Below are 18,430 nucleotides of genomic sequence, written 5' to 3'. Positions count from 1 at the left end.
GCCGATTACTCTTCGGGTCAACTTGCTTCTAGCGCGGTCGCGGCGCCAAGAATCCACTCTCGGCGAATCGGGTTGGTGATCTGCTCGCGGCGATAGATGGACCGGAGGTCGCGCAGAAGAGGATCCCGCTGCCAGGATTGCACCTGCCGCATGACGTCATCTTGGCCAAAAATGCCGGCTTTCTCAGAGATCACGGTGTCGACCAGCTGGCCCGCAAGCTGATGTAGCAGCCGGGCGTTCGCGTCGAATTGCGCGGAGAACTCGTCGCTTTCTCGCATCATTGCGGTGTGGAGGGTCACCATGAAATTGAAAGGCGAGTACAAATCAATGAATCCCGCTGACGGAGGAGACGTTTCGATGGCGGCCCACTCCCGGAAGAACGCCTGGGTACGGTTACTGAGACTGATGAGGCCCTTCAAGTGCGGCACGACCTGAGGATCGTCCGCGACGCTGACGAATCGACCGTTGCGATAGAGCAGACCTATGAATCCCCAATAGAAAGCGATATCCCAGATCACTTTGGCCGACATCACGGTGGGCGAGCCCATCAGGGTGTACTGATTGCAGTACACAGCAAGCCACATTTCGGTGAGTGATCGGAATAACGAGTCACTGATGCCCGCTCGTGCGACGACGTCTTCACCGTCGAGGTCGCGGGCGATCATGTCGGTGATCAGGCCGTTGCCGATCGCGATGAGATCGAGTCCCGATGAATACAACGGATCTAGAAAGACTCCGGAATCCCCGGTCAGACACCAGCGGTCACGGCCATCGAAGACTTTATCGACGCTGTGGCTGTAGTTCTTCATGACCCTGAAGTCTTTTATCAAGTGTTCGTGCTCCGCCAGGACCGCGGCACACTGTGGCTCGTGCTCGGCAAGCCAAGACCTGGCTTTGGCGAGCGTGTTGAAACGGTCGAAATCGTGGAAGGCGGGGTCGGCGACGATGCCGACACTGGTAGACCCCGACGCGAGCCGAATCAGCCAAACCCAGTAGCCCTGCCCCATCAGATGATTGGTTGAAAGCCCACGATCACCCTCGACGAGTCGCGCTTGCCACGTCGGGTCGTCGCTCCACTCGCCCACGTTCAATTCAGCGCCGACGCGTAGCCACACCGCATTGCAGTTGTGCTCGTTGGGGCGCGTCAGTTTCAGCCGACGCGGCAGCACACGGTTTCGCCCCGACGCGTCGACGACCCAGCGTGCCGTCGTGCGGGTAATCGTGTCACCGCTCTGCACGGAAACGAGGTGTGAGCGGACTCCTGGTCCGCGATCGACCGATACCACTCGCCCGCAGGTGATTTCGACCCCGCCGGACAGGCAACGCCGGTTGAGCTCGTTCTCCAACCTGCCGCGGTCGATTTGGTAAGTCACCTGGGGTATGAAAGAGGAGCTGCCAAGCTCCAGGCGCCGCGCGATGTCGGTGTTTGCGCCGTTCGAGAAAAACATTCGCAATCCCATTTTGCGGAGTTGCGAGCTATGCAAATGGTCGGCCAATCCGAGGCGCTCTCGGAGGTAATGTGCGGAAACCTCGACCGTCGACTCGCCTACCGTGTGGGTGACCTCAGGCACGGGGTGGGCATTCGATGAGATGACGAGGATCCTGGTCAGCGGGCGCGCTGTGAGGATTTCCAACGCCAAGGTGAGGCCGGCGACGCCGCCCCCGATGACGGCGACGTCGTGATCGGCGGCCAGGCTGTCGTCGTCCAACAGGGTCTTGATCCTGGTCGCCAAGGTCTCGCGTGCTTCCGAGCTCAAGTGCGACAGCTGCGCCCGCACGTCCACCTCTCGCAACTCCCAATCTATTCACTTACTTAATATTTAAGAAGGTTACACGAAATGATGGACCTTGCAAGCGAACGAGCAGATGGCTTTGATGCCGAGGGTCGCTGAGGAACTGCTCCACGGAATGTGATGGGGCAGAAGCGATATCGATGCGAAAGCGGAAGACTTCGCCAGACGGCGTCGCTGTTTTCTGGCTACCCTGGCCTCAATGGCCAGGAAAACGTTTATTTAGCTACTTTGTCTAATAGCAGAGCTTCGGCGATGGCCGCGCGTTCGAGCACGCTCAGATGCAGGCTCTCGTTGATGCTGTGGGCTTGCGTGGCGGGATCTTCCACGCCGGTCACGAGGATCTTCGCCTGCGGGAATGCCTCGGCGAACTCGGCGATGAACGGGATCGATCCGCCCATGCCCATGTCGATCGGATCGGTCCCCCACCCTTGCCGGAACGCGGCCCGCGCCGCGTCGTAGACGCTGCCGGTTGCGTCGATGGCGTAGGGCTCGCCGACGTCGCCGCGGGTGACGCTGACGTGTGCGCCCCACGGCGCGTGCTGTTGCAGGTGGGCGGCCAACGCATCCAGGTGCGCCGCGGCGTCCCCGCCCGGCGCGACGCGCATGCTGATCTTGGCCCGGGCCCGTGGGATGAGGGTGTTCGAGGCTTTCTCGATGGGTGTGGTGTCGATACCGATCACGGTGATCGCGGGTTTGGCCCACAGTCGCTGCGGTGCCGAACCCGATCCGATCTCGGACACCCCATCCAGCAGGCCGGAGTCCGAACGCACCCGCTCGGGTGGGTAATCCACTGGGGCGGCGGTACTTTCGTGCAGTCCGGCGACGGCCACGTTGCCGTCGTCGTCGTGCAGGCTGGCCAACATTCGCACCAGCACGCTCAGCGCGTCGGGCACCACGCCGCCCCAAATGCCGGAGTGCAGGCCGTGATCGAGCGTGGCGACTTCGACGACGCAGTCGACCATGCCCCGTAGCGTCACCGTCAGCGCCGGGACTTCGGTGCTCCAGTTGTCCGAGTCGGCGATGACGATCACGTCGGCGGCAAGCGCGTCGCGGTGGGCGGCCAGCAGCCGGCCCAGCGATGGCGACCCGGATTCCTCCTCGCCCTCGACAAAGACCGTGACGCCCACCGGCGGTTGACCGTCGTGCGCCCGAAATGCCGCCAAATGCGTTGCGATGCCGGCTTTGTCGTCGGCGGTTCCGCGGCCGTAGAGCCGGCCGTCGCGCTCGGTGGGCTCGAAAGGCGGCGACACCCATTGGCTGCGGTCGCCCTCGGGCTGCACGTCGTGGTGGGCGTACAGCAGCACCGTCGGCGCGCCGGCAGGCGCGGGGTGGTGAGCGATGACCGCCGGCGCTCCCCCTTCGCTGACGATGCGTACATCGCCGAAACCGGCCTGCGACAACAGATCCGCGACGGCCTGCGCGCTGCGGTGTACCTCGTCGCGGCGGCCGGGGTCCGCCCACACCGATTCGATGCGCACCAGGTCTTCCAGATCGCGGCGCACCGACGGCAGCAGCTCGCGGACGCGCTCAACCAGATCGCTCATGGGATCGAGGCTAGTCGGCCCGCGCCGAGCTGGGGGCACCTCCCGCTCGCGGGCGTCACGCTGGCGTGACCCTCGACGCCAGCGCTAGTCGGCCGCCGTCTCCAAAATGGCCACCGCGGCGGCCGTATCCGCTTCGTGCGTCAGCGACACGTGAATGATCACGTCGGCCAGGTGCTTGGCGATGTCGCCGCTCAATCGAACCCGCGGGCGGCCCCACATGTCGGTGACGACCTCGATGTCGCGGTGGATGTCCTCCGGCAGCACCGGACGCTGGGCGAACCGCGACCCCGACCATGCCTTGATCACGGCCTCCTTCGCGGCCCAGCGGGCCGCCAGGTGACGCGCCGCCGACGAACTCTTGTCCGAGGCGTCGCGGCGCTCCCCCGGGGTGAACGTCTCGGAGAAGACGGTTCCCGGTTGATCGACCTGCTCGGCGAAATCAGGAATGGAGACGAGATCGATCCCCACACCGACAATTCCCATGGGTCGCCAGGCTAACGGATCGCCGACGTCATCCGGCGGAGACCCGGTAGGCCTCGCCGTCACCCAGGCGCGAGGCCGGGTTCAGCAGCATCGCGGCCTCCTGACGCTTCTCCGGCGCTTCGTTGTCGAAGCGCCGGTTCGGCGGCCGCTCATACATCGGCGCTCCACCGGCGATCGCCGACGCGAGCCGACGCTGACCGGCCAGCACGCGTGCGCCCGCGCGGCGCTGGTAGTCCGCACGCTGCTCCGGGTCGAGCGCGGCGACGAACGCCTGCGGGTGCACCAGCGCGACCAGCCCCGAAACATGGCCGAACCCAAGGCTGGTCACCAACCCCGCCTTGAGCGGGAACCTGTCCCCGAGCCGCAGCGTTTCGCGCACCCAGACGAAGTGGGCCGAGCCGGCCAGTTCGTCGTCGACGCAATCCAGGCTCCGGTTGGGCGGGATCACCCCGTCGCGCAGCATCTGGCAAAGGCCCATCATCTGGAAGACCGCCGCGCCGCCCTTCGCGTGCCCGGTGAGGCTCTTCTGCGACACCACGAACAACGGAGCGCCCTCGGAACGGCCCAGCGAGTCGGCGAGCCGCTCGTGCAGTTCGGTCTCGTTGGGATCGTTGGCCAGGGTCGACGTGTCGTGCTTGGACACCACCGCGACGTCGTCGGCTCCCACCCCGAGCTTGGCCAGCGACCGCGCCAGCATCGAATCCTTGCCGCCGCGACCGGCACCCAGCGCGCCCAGCCCCGGCGCCGGGATCGAGGTGTGCACGCCGTCGGCGAACGACTGCGCGTAGGCCACCACGGCCAGTACCGGCAGACCCATCTTGAGCGCCAGGTCGCCGCGCGCCAGCAGGATCGTGCCGCCGCCCTGCGCCTCGAGGAATCCCAGCCGGCGTCGATCGTTGGGCCGCGAGAACTTCGAGTCGTGGATGCCCCGGCCCCGCATCATGGAAGTGTCGGCGGTGGCCGCCATGTCACCGAAGCCGATGATGGCTTCCAGCGTCAGGTCGTCGAATCCGCCGGCGACCACGAGCTCCGCCTTGCCGAGACGGATCTTGTCGACGCCCTCCTCGACCGACACCGCCGCGGTCGCGCACGCGCCCACCGGGTGGATCATCGCGCCGTAGCTGCCGACGTAACTCTGAATGACATGCGCGGCAACGACGTTCGGCAGAACTTCCTGCAGGATGTCGTTCGGCTTGCTCCGGCCCAGCAGGTTGCCGTGGTACATCGTCTGCATCGACGTCATCCCGCCCATGCCGGTGCCCTGCGTGCTGGCCACCAGGCCCGGGTGCACCCACCGCATCAACTCGGCCGGGGTGAATCCCGACGACAGGAACGCGTCGACGGTCGCGACGATGTTCCACAGCGCCACCCGGTCGGTCGAGCTGGCCATGTCCTGACTGATGCCGAACACGGTCGGGTCGAACCCGGTGGGAATCTGCGCACCAACGGTCCGCGACAGCTTGGTCTTCCGCGGCACCCGGATCTCGGTGCCGGCCTTGCGGATGACCTGCCAGTCGCTGGAGTCGGGCACCGGCCGGATGACCGTGTGTTCCGGGTCGAACTCGACGAAGGCGCGCGCGTCGGTCTCCGAGGACACCACGAACGCGAAGTCCTTGTCCAGGAACACCGACACCAGCAGCGGCGCGGCGTGGTCGGGGTCGATCGCGCCGTCGTCGACGAATTCGCGGATGCCGCAACGCTCGACGACGGCGTCGTGGTAGCGCTCCACCAGCTCGGACTCATCGAAAAGGTCACCGGATTGCGTGTCGTACCAACCGGGTTGGGGGTCGTCCTCCCAGCGGATAAGGCCGGTGGTCCAGGCCAACTCCAGGACGCCCGCCGCCGACAGTTCGTTGTCGACCTCCATCTCGAAGCGGGTCCGCGACGAGCCGTAGGGGCCCAGTTCCGCGCCACCGACGATGACCACCAGATCGGCCGGGTCGACGTCGAGGTCCGCCCATTCCGGCGGCGGCGCCGGGGCGAAGCCGCGCGGCGGGGACGGCAGCGCGGCAATGGTGCCCTCGGCCCCGGAGGCTTCGGCCTCGTCGTCCGATGCCGAGGTGGCTTGCTCGCGGGCCTTGGCGGCCAGCTCGGCCATGTCGAGGTTGGCCTCGCCCAGCCCGCCGGTCAGGTCGGCCTTGATCGGCGCGGCGGCCGCGGCGACCTTGGACTCGATGTCGCAGAGCGACAGCAACATTGCGGCCATCTCGTCGGTCGAGTATGTCGTGACACCGGCCTCCTCGACCGCGTCGACGATGGCATCGTTGTGGCCCATCAGCCCGGTGCCACGAGTCCAGCCGATCAGCGCGTGCGCGAGGCTGACCCGGGCCGCCCACGAGGACTCGGCGTGCCAACGGCTCACCAGGGCGTCCAGCGCCGACTTGGCTTCGCCGTAAGCGCCGTCGCCGCCGAACATTCCGCGGTTCGGTGAACCCGGCAGCACCACGTGCAGCCGCGACGCGATGTCGCGCTCGGCGCCGATCTTCGACAGCCCGCCGATCAACCGCTGCACCGCCCACAGCAGCACCTTCATCTCCATCTCGGAGCGAGAGCCGGCCTCGGACAGGTCGCCCGCGACCCGCGGTGCGGCGAACGGGAACAACAGCGTGGGGGTCTGCGCGTCCTTGATGTGAATCGACTGCGGCCCAAGGCTTTCGGTCTGCTCGGTGCCCACCCACTCGACCAGCGCGTCGATGTCGGAGTAGGACGCCATGTTGGCCGCGACCACCCACAGGGCCGCGCCGAACCGGGCGTGCTCGCGGTAGAGGCCGCGGTAGAAAGCCAACCGCTCGTCGTCGAGCTTGGACGTGGTGGCGATGACGGTGGCACCGCCGTCGAGCAGTCGCCCGATCACCGACGCGGCAATCGAGCCCTTGGATGCGCCGGTCACCACGGCGACTTCGCTGCTGTACGGGCCCGGGTCCGGGTTCTCGGCGCCGGCCGCGATGCGGCCGTACAACGACGCGTGGATCTGACGGCCGGCCGACAGGGCCTTGCCCTGCCACCAGGTGGCCTGCGTGGCCACGACATGGCCTGCGCCCTCGAACCTTTCGGACAGATCGACCCACCGGGCGTCGATGTCGCCCTCGTCGCTCAGCCAGAGCTTGACCAGGTCTTCGCGCGCGCTGGCCCATCGGTCGTCGAACAGTACGGCCTTCTTCGGCTCGAACACCGGCGCCACCAGGCGTGGCCAGTCGGCGCCGAGTTCGGCGGTGACCAGGTCGATGAGCTCGGCGTCGGTGGCCGCCGGCGAAGCGGTGACCGGGTCGTCGAGGCCCAGCTGGTTGAGCACCAGGCGGGCCGCCGAGGCCAGCACACCGTCGCGGCCGGTGATCTGGTCGGTGAATTCGCCCAGCGCGGTGGCGTCGATGGTCGCTCCGCCACCGCCGCCCGAAGACGGCAGCGCAACCGCGATGCCACGACGCGCGGCGACGGAAGCCACCGCGGCATCGATCGCCTTGTCGACGGACGCGGCGTCGGCCAGCGCACCTTCGTGCAGGTGACCCATGGCGCCACCCCGGACGCTGGTCCCCTCGCGGGTCCCCAGTGCGACCTCGACCGTGACGTGCTTCGCCCAACCCTCGCCCAGTTCCCAGGTCTTCTTGACCCGCTCGGCGATGGCCCCGGGGCGCTTGCCCGAGGGCCCCAGCACCGTGCGCAGCTGGTCGTTGATCGCGTCGGAAAGCACTGGGCCGTAAGGCTTGTAGGTGCGGGCCAGCTTGGTCACCTGCGCGCGCAACCCGGCCAGGTCGGCTTCGGCCGCGCCGTCGATGGCGCCCAGGTTCAGCTCCGAACCCAGGTCCACCAGCAGCTGGTTGCGCCGCGACGACGCGCCGTCGGTGATGGATTCGATGGAGTCCAGCTCCTCGATCTGATCGATGCGCATCTTCGCCGACAGCGCGATCAGCGCGAGTGTGGCGTCGGCGGCATCGAATCCGATGTCGTCCGGTCGGGCCGCGCCCGACCGCGCGGTCGGCGCGGCGGCGGGGGCCGGTGTGGCCGCGGCCCCTTCCGGCGCTGACGCACTCTCGGCGGGCACCTCCGGCTCGTCCTCGGGCTCCGGCTCGGGGTCGGTGTCGGTGGCGAACAGCACCGCCGCGTCGCGCTCGGCGTTGAGCACTTCGACTGTGCTGTGGGCATATTCGGGCAGCTTGAGGGTATTGGTGGCCAGGCCCGCGACGGTCGGTGCGGACTTCACACCGATCTCGACGAACCGCTCCACGCCGCGACCGCCGGCGGCCTCTTCGGTGAACAGCAGGTCCTGGGTTTCGATCCAGCGCACCGGGCTGGCGAATTGCCATGCCAGCAGCTCGATGAGGACGATGCGGGCCATCTCGATCCGGCGCTCGGCGAGCCAGGTGTCGTAGTCGGCGAGGATCGGGTCGAGCGGCTCGGCCGGCACCAGGTCGCGGATCTCCTGGATGAAGTCGCGGTCCAGGGTGAACGGACGCGGCACCAGGTTGGGGATGTAGCGCCCGATGATGACGTCGGGATCCTTGTCGCGCGGCATGACTCGGTCGAGCGATCGCCGGAACTCCGCCACACCGACCCGCAACACCCGCGAGTGGAACGGCACGTCGATACCGGGCACCAAAATGAACGAGCGCTTGCCGCCGGTGATCTTGCGGCGCCGCTCCACCTCGGCCTCGAGCTCCTCCAGGCCGCGCACGGTGCCCGCGATCGCATACTGCGACCCGCGCAGGTTGAAGTTGACGATCTCAAGGAACTCACCGGTATTCGCCGCAATATCGGCGACGAATTCCGGAACCTCGTCGTCGGGCAGATCGATCTGCGACGGCCGAATGGCCGCCAAGCGATAGTTGGACCGGCCCAGCTCGTCGCGCGGCACGATGTCGTGCATCTTCGATCCGCGGTGAAACACCGTCTCCAGCAAGGCTTCCAGCTCGTAGATGCCGGTCACGCAGGCCAGCGCGGTGTACTCGCCGACGGAGTGACCGCAGGCGATCGCGTCTTCGACGAAGGCGCCTTGCTCGCGCATCTCGGCGACCTGCGCGGCGGCCACCGTGGCCATCGCGACCTGGGTGAACTGCGTCAGGTACAGCACGCCTTCGGGGTGGTTGTAGTGCACACCACTGGCGATGATGCTGGTCGGGTTGTCGCGCACCACATGCAGAACCGAGAAGCCCAGCGTGTCGCGGGTGAACTTGTCGGCTTTGTCCCACACCTTGCGGGCGGCCTTGGACCGGGCCCGGACGTCCATGCCCATGCCCTTGTGCTGAATACCCTGCCCGGGGAACGCATAGACCGTGCGCGGGGCCGCCAGGCGTGCCGTCGCCGACATCACCAGATCCGATCCGATCTTGGCGGCGACCTCCAAAACCTCTGCGCCCTGGTCGATTCCGACCCGCTCGACGCGGAACGCGACCTCGTCGCCGGGACGCACCATGCCCAGGAACCGGGCGGTCCAGCCGATCAGCCGCGCCGGCGGGCGCGCCTGACCATCGGTGGCGGTCACCGCGTGCTGGGCGGCGGCCGACAGCCACATGCCGTGCACGATGGGCGAATCCAGGCCGGCCAGCAGCGCCGCGGCCCGGTCGGTGTGGATGGGGTTGTGGTCACCGGAGACCACCGCGAACGGCCGCATGTCGACCGGGGCGGTGATGGCGACGTCGCGGCGGCGCCGACGCGGAGTGTCGGTCGCGTTTTGCGAGACCGCACCACCGGCGCGCGTCGGGTCCGTCAGTTCGGCGGCGCCGGTGCGTCCTAGGATCGCGAAACGCTCCTGGAGGGTGGCGATCACCTGACCGTCGGTGTCGGCGATGGTGACCGAGACGGGGACGACGCGCCCCATGTCCGTGTCGAGGGCCACCGAAGCCGTTGCGCTGATTGTCAATCGGGCCTGGGCCTTCGGCAGGTTGCCGGTCATGTGGGCGGCATGGTCGAGATGCACCAGGCTCAACAGGCCCTCGACGACCGGCACACCGGCTTCGGTGACGGCCGAGCCGATCGCCGAGAAGACGGCGGGCCAGCACGGTCCGACGAGTGCGTCGGGGACGGTGGTGAGGCTGGGCGCCAACGGTTCTCCGAAAGTGGCCGTGACACCCGTGTGGTCGGCGACGCGCTCGGGGTCCCAGTCGACCGTGACGGTTGCGGTTCCGTCGGTGACGGCGGGCACGAACTCCGGCCCGTCGACGCCTGCTGCGATGGCCAGCACCGCCCGCATGGCCGTGGCGGCATCATCGGTCGAGACCACCGGGGTGGCGCCGTCAACAGTGTTGGACGGCAACGTGAACGGGATGTCGATCCACGTGCCCGATACGGGAACGCTGAGCACGACTCGGTCGTCGTCGACCTGAAGCTGCGCCCCGGTGGACGAATGCGTGGCGCGGCGGCTCTCGGGCCCGTCATGCACCAGCCAGTCGGAGGGATCGGCGATCCGATGGACCGGGTTGGTCGCGGTGCGGCCCGCCCATTGGACGTCGGGGGCGTCCAGCACGACGGCCAGCGGCCCGGTGACGTCGGCGCGGCCGGTCCGGCGGGAGGTGACCGCGGTGGGCTCCACCCCGGCGGCGAGCGCCTCCTCGATGGCCGCCTGCTCGAAGCGGTCCAGCAGTTCACCGACGGGCTCGTCCATCCGGGTGATGCCGGCCACGGCGGCGGTACCCGGAATGATGCACACCTGATCGGCGTCGTAGCGCGCGTCGTGCGCCTGCCACAGCGAATCGCTGCGCCACCAGCGACGCACATCCTTGTCGATCACCGGCACGAAGTTGACCGGCTTGCCCAGCAGCTTGCACAGCGAGACGAAGAACGGGACATCGGCCGGGTGCAGCTGCACACGTTCGGCGTCGGGGTAGTGCGCCAGCAGGGTGGCGATGGCCTCGGAAGGATTTTCCAGCAGCCGCACGCCGTCGTCGGTGGACCCGTCGAACAGCGTCTCGATGGGACCGAAATCCTGTGTGTGCAAACGCGCCTCGGCCCGCTGCAGCATCTGCTCGAAACGGTCGCGCCAGGTGTCGGCCAGCCACGGGCTGCCCGGCGACGCGGTGTCTGCGGTGGAATCGCCGTCGCCGATGGACAATTCGACGTAGCGCTGCAGCCACTGTAGGTAGGTCATCTCACCGGCATCGCCGAAGTACGGCTTGGCGGTGTTGGCCATCGCCGCGATGATCTCGTCGCGGCGCTCCGCGACCGCGTCCGCGTCACCGGCGACCTCGTCGAGAAGCCGGCCGCACCGCGACGCGCTGTTGTCGATCTCGTGAATGTCCGCACCGAGCTGGCTACGGCTGGAAGCCATTCCGCCGGAGGCCTTTCCGGCGCCGATCCACTCATCGGTGCCCTGCGTCTCGACCAGCATCCGCTTGACCGACGGCGACGTGGTGGCCTCCTTGGTCGCCATCGCCGCGGTGCCGACCAGGATGCCGTCGATCGGCATCAGCGGGAAGCCGTACGCCTGCGCCCAGCGCCCAGACAGGTATTCGGCCGCCCGCTCCGGCGTGCCGATGCCACCGCCGACGCAGACGGTGATGTTGGAGCGCGACCGCAACTCGGAGTACGTCGCCAGCAGCAGGTCGTCGAGGTCTTCCCAGGAGTGGTGGCCACCGGCGCGTCCACCCTCGATGTGCGCGATCACCGGCTTGGTGGACACCTCGGTCGCGATGCGGATGACGGAGCGGATCTGCTCGACGGTCCCGGGCTTGAAGACGACGTGACTGATGCCGACCTCGCCCAGCTCCTCGATCAGGTCGACGGCGTCCTCGAGGTCGGGGATGCCGGCGCTGATCACCAGGCCGTCGATGGCCGCGCCGGACTGGCGCGCCTTCTGCACCAGCCGCTTGCCGCCGACCTGCAGCTTCCACAGGTACGGGTCCAGAAACAGCGCGTTGAACTGGTAGGTACGACCGTCCTCGAGCAGCCCGGACATCTGCTCGATGCGGTCGGCGAAGATCTCCTCGGTGACCTGCCCGCCGCCGGCCAGCTCGGCCCAGTGTCCGGCGTTGGCCGCGGCGGCCACGATCTTGGCGTCCACGGTGGTCGGGGTCATGCCGGCCAACAGGATCGGCGAGCGGCCGGTCAGCCGGGTGAATTTCGTCGACAGCTTGACCCTGCCGTCGGGCAGGCGAACCAGCGTCGGAGCGTAGCTGGACCAGGCCCGCGCCACCTCGGGGACGGCCCCGACGGTGAACAGGTTGCGCTGCCCGCCGCGGGTCGCCGCGGGCACGATTCCCACACCCAGACCGCGGATCACCGGCGCGGTCAACCGGGTCAGGATGTCGCCGGGCCCCAGGTCGAGAATCCAGCGCGCCCCGGCATCGTTGACCCGGGTGATCTCCTCCACCCAATCGACCGGACGCACCAGGATCGACTCGGTCAGCTGCCGGGCCAGCCCGACGTCCAGGCCAACCTTCTCGGCCCAGCCGCCGACGATGTCGATGCCATCGGCCAGCCGGGGCGTGTGGAAGCCCACCTCGACCTGCACCGGATCGAAGACCGGCGCGAAGACGTCACCGCCGCGCAGCTTGTTCTTCCGGTCGGCTTCCTCCTTCTCCGAGATCTGCTGGCAGTAGAGCTCGAACCGGGACAGCTGTTCGGGGGTGCCGGTGATGACGACCGAGCGGCGGCCGTTGCGGATGGACAGGACGGGCGGCAACACGGTGCGCACGTCCTGTGCGAACTCGTCGAGCAGCCGGCCGATGCGTTCGGGATCGGCGTTGGTGACCGACACCATCGGCGGGCGGTCGCCAAGCACCGAGATGCCGCGCCGACGGGCCACCAGCGTCCCGGCCGCACCGATCAGCTGGGCCATTGCCAGCAGCTCGACATCGCGGCCACCGCCGGCCTTCAGCGCCTCGACGGCGAGCACACCTTGCGAGTGTCCTGCGACGGCGACCGGCGGTGTCGCCTTCAGGTCCATGCCTTGCCGGGCCAGCGCACGCACGGCCGCGATCTGGGTGAGCAGCACGCCCGGGATCGACACCGCGGCCGAAGTGAGGTGCTTGTCCGACGGGATCGGATCCTCGGCCGCCAGCGCACGCACCCACGACAGCGGCTCGAAGCCGATCGGACGTACCACGACCAGCTCTTTGGCCACCGGTTCCAAGAGCAGGTTGACCTCGCCCACCAGCGTTGCCAGTTCGCACTCGATCCCTGCCGACGACACCAGTTCTTCGAGGGTCTCCAGCCAGGCGCTGCCCTGGCCGCCGAATGCCACGGCGTAGGGCTCACCGGCCGTCAGCCGGTCGACCAGAGCGAGGGCGTCCCCGGCGTGGGAGTTCTGACTCCCCTGCGGGCCGTGCCCGTCGCGGTCAGCGGACACCCGATCGTGCTGGTGGATCGTCACCTTGTTGTCTCCCCTGTATGCGTCTTTAGGTCTCGTTCGTCTGGCGGTTCACCACCGCAGGGCGGGGTCCTGTCGATGCGGCGTGGTTCAGCGTCGAATCACTAACCGGGAAACGGCCGGCCGATGTGTTGTCGGCGAACCGCGCGGGCGGCGCGACGGACTCCATCGGCTGTACTAAGAGTGTCATAAGGATCGGCCCTCGTTTTGCGTGAGGATCGGTTACTGGTGAGTTCTACGCATGGGTAACCGTGTCCTGGGTAACACGCGGTTTCGCCGGCGGCGCGGAGCCGATTCACAAACCCGCTGCATGCAGGTGGTTACGGTCGAGTAGCTATAACTGCGCAGATCAAAGCTGTCTTGTTATCGAATCGTTACATAAAAATTTTCGGTCGCAAAGTGGCGACGCGGCGCCGTCGGCCGCGGCTGACCCCGATCGGCCGCCCGCGCGCCTCTAGAAAATGAGCGAACGAGTGTTTGCTGGAATTTTTAAGAACGGGAGTCTCGGCCGCGCCCGGCGACGGCATCGGCCGCTAGGCCCACTGGCCGAATTGGGGCTTGAGGATCTCGTTGATGTCCACGCCGACCCCTCCGACGCTGCGTTTGTCGATCTCAACCTGGTGCAGATGGGCTGCCGGGTGGGCGTAGCCCTTGGGCGAGCCCCAATTGTGCTGCCAGAAGTAGGAGCCCAACCCGTCATGCAGCGCCCAGTCGATGGTCTTCGAATTGGCGTACACGCCTGTGCGCTCATGGCCGATCACCGATTCCCACGAGCGCAGGTAGGGCGCCACCTGGCTTTTGTACTGCTCATAGGACGGGTCGTCGTCGATCGAGGCATAGATAGGCGCGGTGGCGGGCCCGCCGGCCGCGGCGTGCAGCTGCATCCCCCGCTGCGCGTGCTGCAGGCCGGCGTTGGCACCGCCCAGCCAGTCCGCGGTGCTGGCCTTGCCGTACTGATAGCAGGACACGATTTTGAGCCCGTTGCTGTCGAGGTCACGCGCTTCGCTGACCTGAATCGGTTTGCCGAGCATCCAGTTGCCGCCGGGGCGCCGATCGGAAACGTACCGAATCGACCCCAGTGCGCCGGCCGCCCGGATCTGGCTGGCCGGGATGACTCCGGCCGCGTAGTCCAGCAGAGTGCCGAGCGACGCCGATGCCCTCGGGACGCTCAGCGACGCGCCCGCGACGCCCGCGCCAAGCAGGGCCGGGGTCGCGGCCGCGATTTTGAGCAAATCGCGACGCGAAACGGATAACACAGGCCACAGAGTACGACAAACACCTCAGATACCACATTGATCACACGGGTCACAGGTGTGTCACAGTGCCACATCGGCGCTGAAGCGCGCCCGCCGCGCCCAACACCGCATAGGGACCGGTCACCGCCATCAGGCTCAGCAGCGAGCGAATCTTGGGGTCGCCACGCTTGAGGCGTCTCAGCTCCATCAGGGCGTTGACATTGTCGAGCGTGTCCACCATCAGGCCGATCCGTTGCCAACGCCGGCGGTTGGGCTCGTCACTACCGAGGTAACCGACACCAAGTGCCAGGGCGCGGGCGCCGAAAATGCGGATCAAATACTTGAGCTCCGTGGACAGCATGTGGTCGGGCACTCCGTTCATGCGAGTCTGAGAAGCCGGGTAGGCAAATGCGGTGGCGCCCAACAGGATCCGCCCGACGGCGGCCGCGGTGAATGCCCGGCGCAGAACCCTGGGTTGCGGAGGCGATGTGCGTGTCAGTGTGGTGTTCATAATTGCAGTTTTCGCCGCCGACGTAAGTGTGTCGATTACCTTCGAGGTAGTGGTTCACCTCGCGCACCCGCGTTAGGTTCGAAATATGTCCGCGGGGATAGCGGTGCGCGAGTGGCGCACTCGCCGGCGATTGAGCCAGATGGAACTTGCGCATCAGGTCGGTGTCTCGCCTCGCCACCTCAGCTTCGTCGAGACCGGCAGGGCCAATCCCAGCCGCGCTCTGTTGCTGCGCATCGGCGAGTCGCTGGATCTTCCGCTCGCCGCGCGCAACCGCCTGCTGCTCGACGGCGGCTACGCACCCGTGTTCGGCGAGCACACCCTGGATGCCGAACGGATGAGGCCGGTGAAGGCGGCCGTCGACTCGGTGCTGGCCGGCCATGCCCCGTATCCGGCCATCGTCACCGATGCGTGCTGGAACCTGATAGCCGGAAATGTCGGTTGCGTCGTGCTCGCCGAGGGCGTTGACCCGGAGTTGCTGCGCCCGCCAATCAACGTCATGAAATTGTGCCTGCATCCGCAGGGATTGGCGCAGCGACTACTCAACCGCGCCGAGGTGCACTCGGCGATCATCGGTCGGGTTCGCCGGCACGCGCAGGCCACCGCGGCACCCGACATCCGCCGTCTTTACGAGGAGCTGTCGAGTTATCCGGCGCCCCGGGAAGTCCAGCGCGGCGAGCGGACTGGCGAGCTGTATGTGCCGTTTCGAATGGTCACCCTGGACGAAACCGAGCTCCGGTTCGTCAGCACCATCGCGACCTTCGGTAGCCCGCTCGACATTTCGGTGGAGAGCCTGATCATCGAGTCGTTCTTCCCTGCTGACCCTGCCACCGCCGATTACCTGCACAACCTCGACAGCGATCAGCGTGTGCGCGCGATCGCGCGGCGATACCCCCAGGTGCTGCCCTTCCTCGGCCCCCGCTGACGCGCCGGGACGGCGGTTGGCCTTATTTTATTGTCACTATAAAGTTAGTAAAGTTATCGAGAGCGCTTGACTGCAATCGGAGATCAGATGGATCACGACCAGCTCATCGACCTGACACGGCGCGCGTTGAAGTTGGCGCGGGACAAGGCGACCGATCTCGCTCCGGCCCAGCACACGGTCGACGCGCGTGACTACACCAGTCTCGAGCGGCACCACCGGGATCGGGCCATGCTGCTGGCCAGCCCGCAGTTGGTCGGCTACGTCTCGGAACTTCCCACTCCGGGTTCGTATTGCACGAAAACGGTGATGGGGCGGTCCATCCTGCTGACCAGAACATCAGCGGGAACGGTCAAGGCGTTCAGCAACGTGTGCCTGCACCGCCAGTCGCAGGTGGCGACGGGATGCGGCACCGCAAAGCGGTTCACCTGCCCGTACCACGCCTGGACATACGACAACACAGGTCGCCTGGTGGCAGTTCCCGGGCGAGAGGGTTTCCCAGAAGTGACGGTCAAGTCCGATGGTCTGACCGAACTCCCGGCCACCGAATTCGCCGGATTCCTTTGGGTGGCATTGAATCCCGGATCCACGTTGGATGTGGCGGCACACTTGGGCCCGCTCGCCGAGGAGCTCGACTCATGGGGCATCGGGCGCTGGTCACCGCTGGGCGAGAAGGTATTGGACTCCCCCATCAACTGGAAATTGGCGATCGACACCTTCGCCGAGAACTACCACTTCGCCACCGTGCATCAGCAGACGTTCGCCACGATCGCGCGCAGCAACTGCACGGTGTTCGACTCCTATGGGCCGCATCACCGGCTGATCTTCCCGCTGAACACCATTCTGGAGCTCGACGATGTGCCCGAGGATCAATGGAATCCGTTCCACAACATGGTGGTGATCTATGCGTTGTTCCCCAACATCGTGCTATCGGTGACCATCGCCAACGGCGAGCTGTTCCGGGTCTACCCCGGGGATCGGCCCGGTAGCTCAATCACCGTCCACCAGAACGCAACACCGCAGGACCTCGCCGATGAGTCGGCGGCCGCCGGCGCCCAAGCCGTCTTCGAGTACGCGCACGCCACCGTGCGCGACGAGGATTACCGGCTGGTCGAGGGGCTGCAGGCCAATCTCGAGTCCGGGGTCCGAGACCACTTGCTCTTCGGCCGCAACGAACCCGGGTTGCAGCATCGCCACATCACGTGGGACCGGGCGCTGTCGCGGTCAGCTGACCCCGGCTGACAGGACCGCGATCAGATCGTCGAGAAGCTGTGCCAGCGTGTGGTTTTCGGCAGACGCCACGTTGGACAGCAGTTCGACGGCGTCCTTGCGCCGGCCCGCCGCCACCAGCGGCGCGACCCGATCCACCATCGCCTGCAGCTCGGGCTCCGGCGGTGCCAGGCTCCCGACAGTCGTGGACAGCACCTCGACGAGTTCCCAATCCCGGTACAGCGCCAGCGATCGTTCATTGAACGCGAAGCCCGTCACCGGCCTTCCCCACATGGTCCCGTGGTAGCGATAGGGGCCCTCCATGTACTCGATCGGCAACCCGTGGGCCGGGGCCGCCACCAGCGGCTCGCCGATGAGATCCAATTGCAGTGTGGGGCAGGTGATCCGGTGCCGGTCGGGCATGTACCGGGCCGGCGCGAGAGGCCGCACCAGGGGCCGGATGGCCTCGGGCCACCGCACATAGCTGCTGACCGTGACCTCGATGTCTTCGGCACACTCCGGCGGGATCGCGGGGTCCGGGTAGCTCGTCGTGACACCGGTGAACGGCTGCAGCGCATTGCCGTCTTTGCGGTCGAACTGCCGCCAGATGCTCAGGTCCACCCCGTTGTCGAAGTTGATCGTGCGCCATTCGTGTGACCGGGCCCGCGGGTCTCCCGCGGATCCCCCACCGCCGGCGTATTTGGGGAACCACTGCCGATCGACGTGACCGCTGGTGCCGGACACCTGCTCGACCACGTTCCCCCAGCGCAGAGTGCCGGTCATCGCCATGCCGGTCTGGAAATAGGAGTAGGTGTCGCTCTGACCGAAACAGACGATCTTTCCGTTATAGGTCGATGCACCAACTGGTGTCGGTGCGCGCGTTGGGGTTACGGCCAGATCAAGTCGCATGGGCCGCTCGGACTGATCCTTTCCGACCAGGCTGACCCGGTAGGTGTAGGGCAGCAGTTCGCCATCGCCGTTGCGGCTGGTCGTCCACGACGCCGTTCCCGCGCTGCTGTGGTAGTTGATGTCGAGATGGCCCACCGCCATCGTCAGCTTGCGCTGGGCGCCGGGCTCCATGTTGGCAGGCGGCATGTCGTAATCGGTGAAGGTGCCGTATTCACCGGTGTCGAGGTCGAACAGCGCCATCGTGTAGAAGTCTGCGACGACCGTTCCCCCGGGCCGGTTCTTGTTGAAGATGGTCAGGAAGGCGAACGACCGATCGGCCTGGGCGGAGTCGAGTTGCCCGGCGATGAACCAGGTGTCCGACTCCTGGTCGGGGTGTTCGCCCTCGGCGGCGGGAAACTCCAACTGGCCGTCGCCGGGCACCAATTGAAACGGGTAACTGCGCCAATCGCTGGTCATAGAGGGCCTCGCTGCTTTTTTCGCTATGTTAGCGTGAATAGCGAAATTACGGCCACGGCCCGATCCCTGAGGA

The 18,430-nt window shown here is 67.0% G+C and carries 9 protein-coding genes; 2 read left to right on the top strand and 7 right to left on the bottom strand.

The features are described 5' to 3' along the window. Positions 1-17: 17 nt before the first annotated feature. The 6 genes from AC5Y4T_RS21785 to AC5Y4T_RS21760 form a co-directional block, all read right to left on the bottom strand. A complete protein-coding gene (locus tag AC5Y4T_RS21785; RefSeq protein WP_499955298.1) occupies positions 18-1,784 on the bottom strand; it encodes an NAD(P)/FAD-dependent oxidoreductase in 1,767 nt (588 codons plus the stop codon). Between the two features lie 224 nt (positions 1,785-2,008). Further along, positions 2,009-3,337 (bottom strand): dipeptidase, encoded by a 1,329-nt coding sequence (locus AC5Y4T_RS21780; RefSeq protein ID WP_499915262.1) that lies wholly within the window; start codon positions 3,335-3,337, stop codon positions 2,009-2,011. Between the two features lie 84 nt (positions 3,338-3,421). Beyond that, complete coding sequence (gene acpS / locus AC5Y4T_RS21775) at positions 3,422-3,820, bottom strand: holo-ACP synthase AcpS (protein ID WP_499915260.1); 399 nt, start codon at positions 3,818-3,820, stop codon at positions 3,422-3,424. Between the two features lie 28 nt (positions 3,821-3,848). Then, the gene (locus AC5Y4T_RS21770; RefSeq protein WP_499955296.1) at positions 3,849-13,121 is read right to left on the bottom strand and encodes a fatty acid synthase subunit beta domain-containing protein; all 9,273 of its coding nucleotides are present in this window, start codon (positions 13,119-13,121) and stop codon (positions 3,849-3,851) included. A 530-nt stretch (positions 13,122-13,651) separates the two neighbouring features. Beyond that, complete coding sequence (locus tag AC5Y4T_RS21765; protein ID WP_499955294.1) at positions 13,652-14,374, bottom strand: DUF1906 domain-containing protein; 723 nt, start codon at positions 14,372-14,374, stop codon at positions 13,652-13,654. A 49-nt stretch (positions 14,375-14,423) separates the two neighbouring features. Continuing rightward, a complete protein-coding gene (locus tag AC5Y4T_RS21760) occupies positions 14,424-14,864 on the bottom strand; it encodes a hypothetical protein (protein ID WP_499955292.1) in 441 nt (146 codons plus the stop codon). Positions 14,865-14,949: 85 nt separating this feature from the next. Between AC5Y4T_RS21760 and AC5Y4T_RS21755 the strand changes: the two genes are divergently transcribed. After that, positions 14,950-15,786 carry a helix-turn-helix domain-containing protein gene (locus tag AC5Y4T_RS21755; protein ID WP_499955290.1) on the top strand — a complete coding sequence of 279 codons (837 nt, stop codon included), beginning with the start codon at positions 14,950-14,952 and terminating at the stop codon, positions 15,784-15,786. Positions 15,787-15,873: 87 nt separating this feature from the next. Next, the gene (locus AC5Y4T_RS21750; protein WP_499955288.1) at positions 15,874-17,025 is read left to right on the top strand and encodes an aromatic ring-hydroxylating oxygenase subunit alpha; all 1,152 of its coding nucleotides are present in this window, start codon (positions 15,874-15,876) and stop codon (positions 17,023-17,025) included. On the opposite strand, the gene AC5Y4T_RS21745 is transcribed toward AC5Y4T_RS21750, so the two are convergent. Next, positions 17,008-18,357, bottom strand: coding sequence for a lipocalin-like domain-containing protein (locus tag AC5Y4T_RS21745; protein WP_499955286.1), 1,350 nt, complete (start codon positions 18,355-18,357; stop codon positions 17,008-17,010). The genes AC5Y4T_RS21750 and AC5Y4T_RS21745 overlap by 18 nt on opposite strands. Positions 18,358-18,430 lie beyond the last annotated feature (73 nt).

This window comes from Mycobacterium sp. NGS11 (assembly GCF_059813315.1).
Note: the sequence above shows the minus strand (reverse complement) of the source record. Positions and strands in the feature narration are given on the sequence as shown.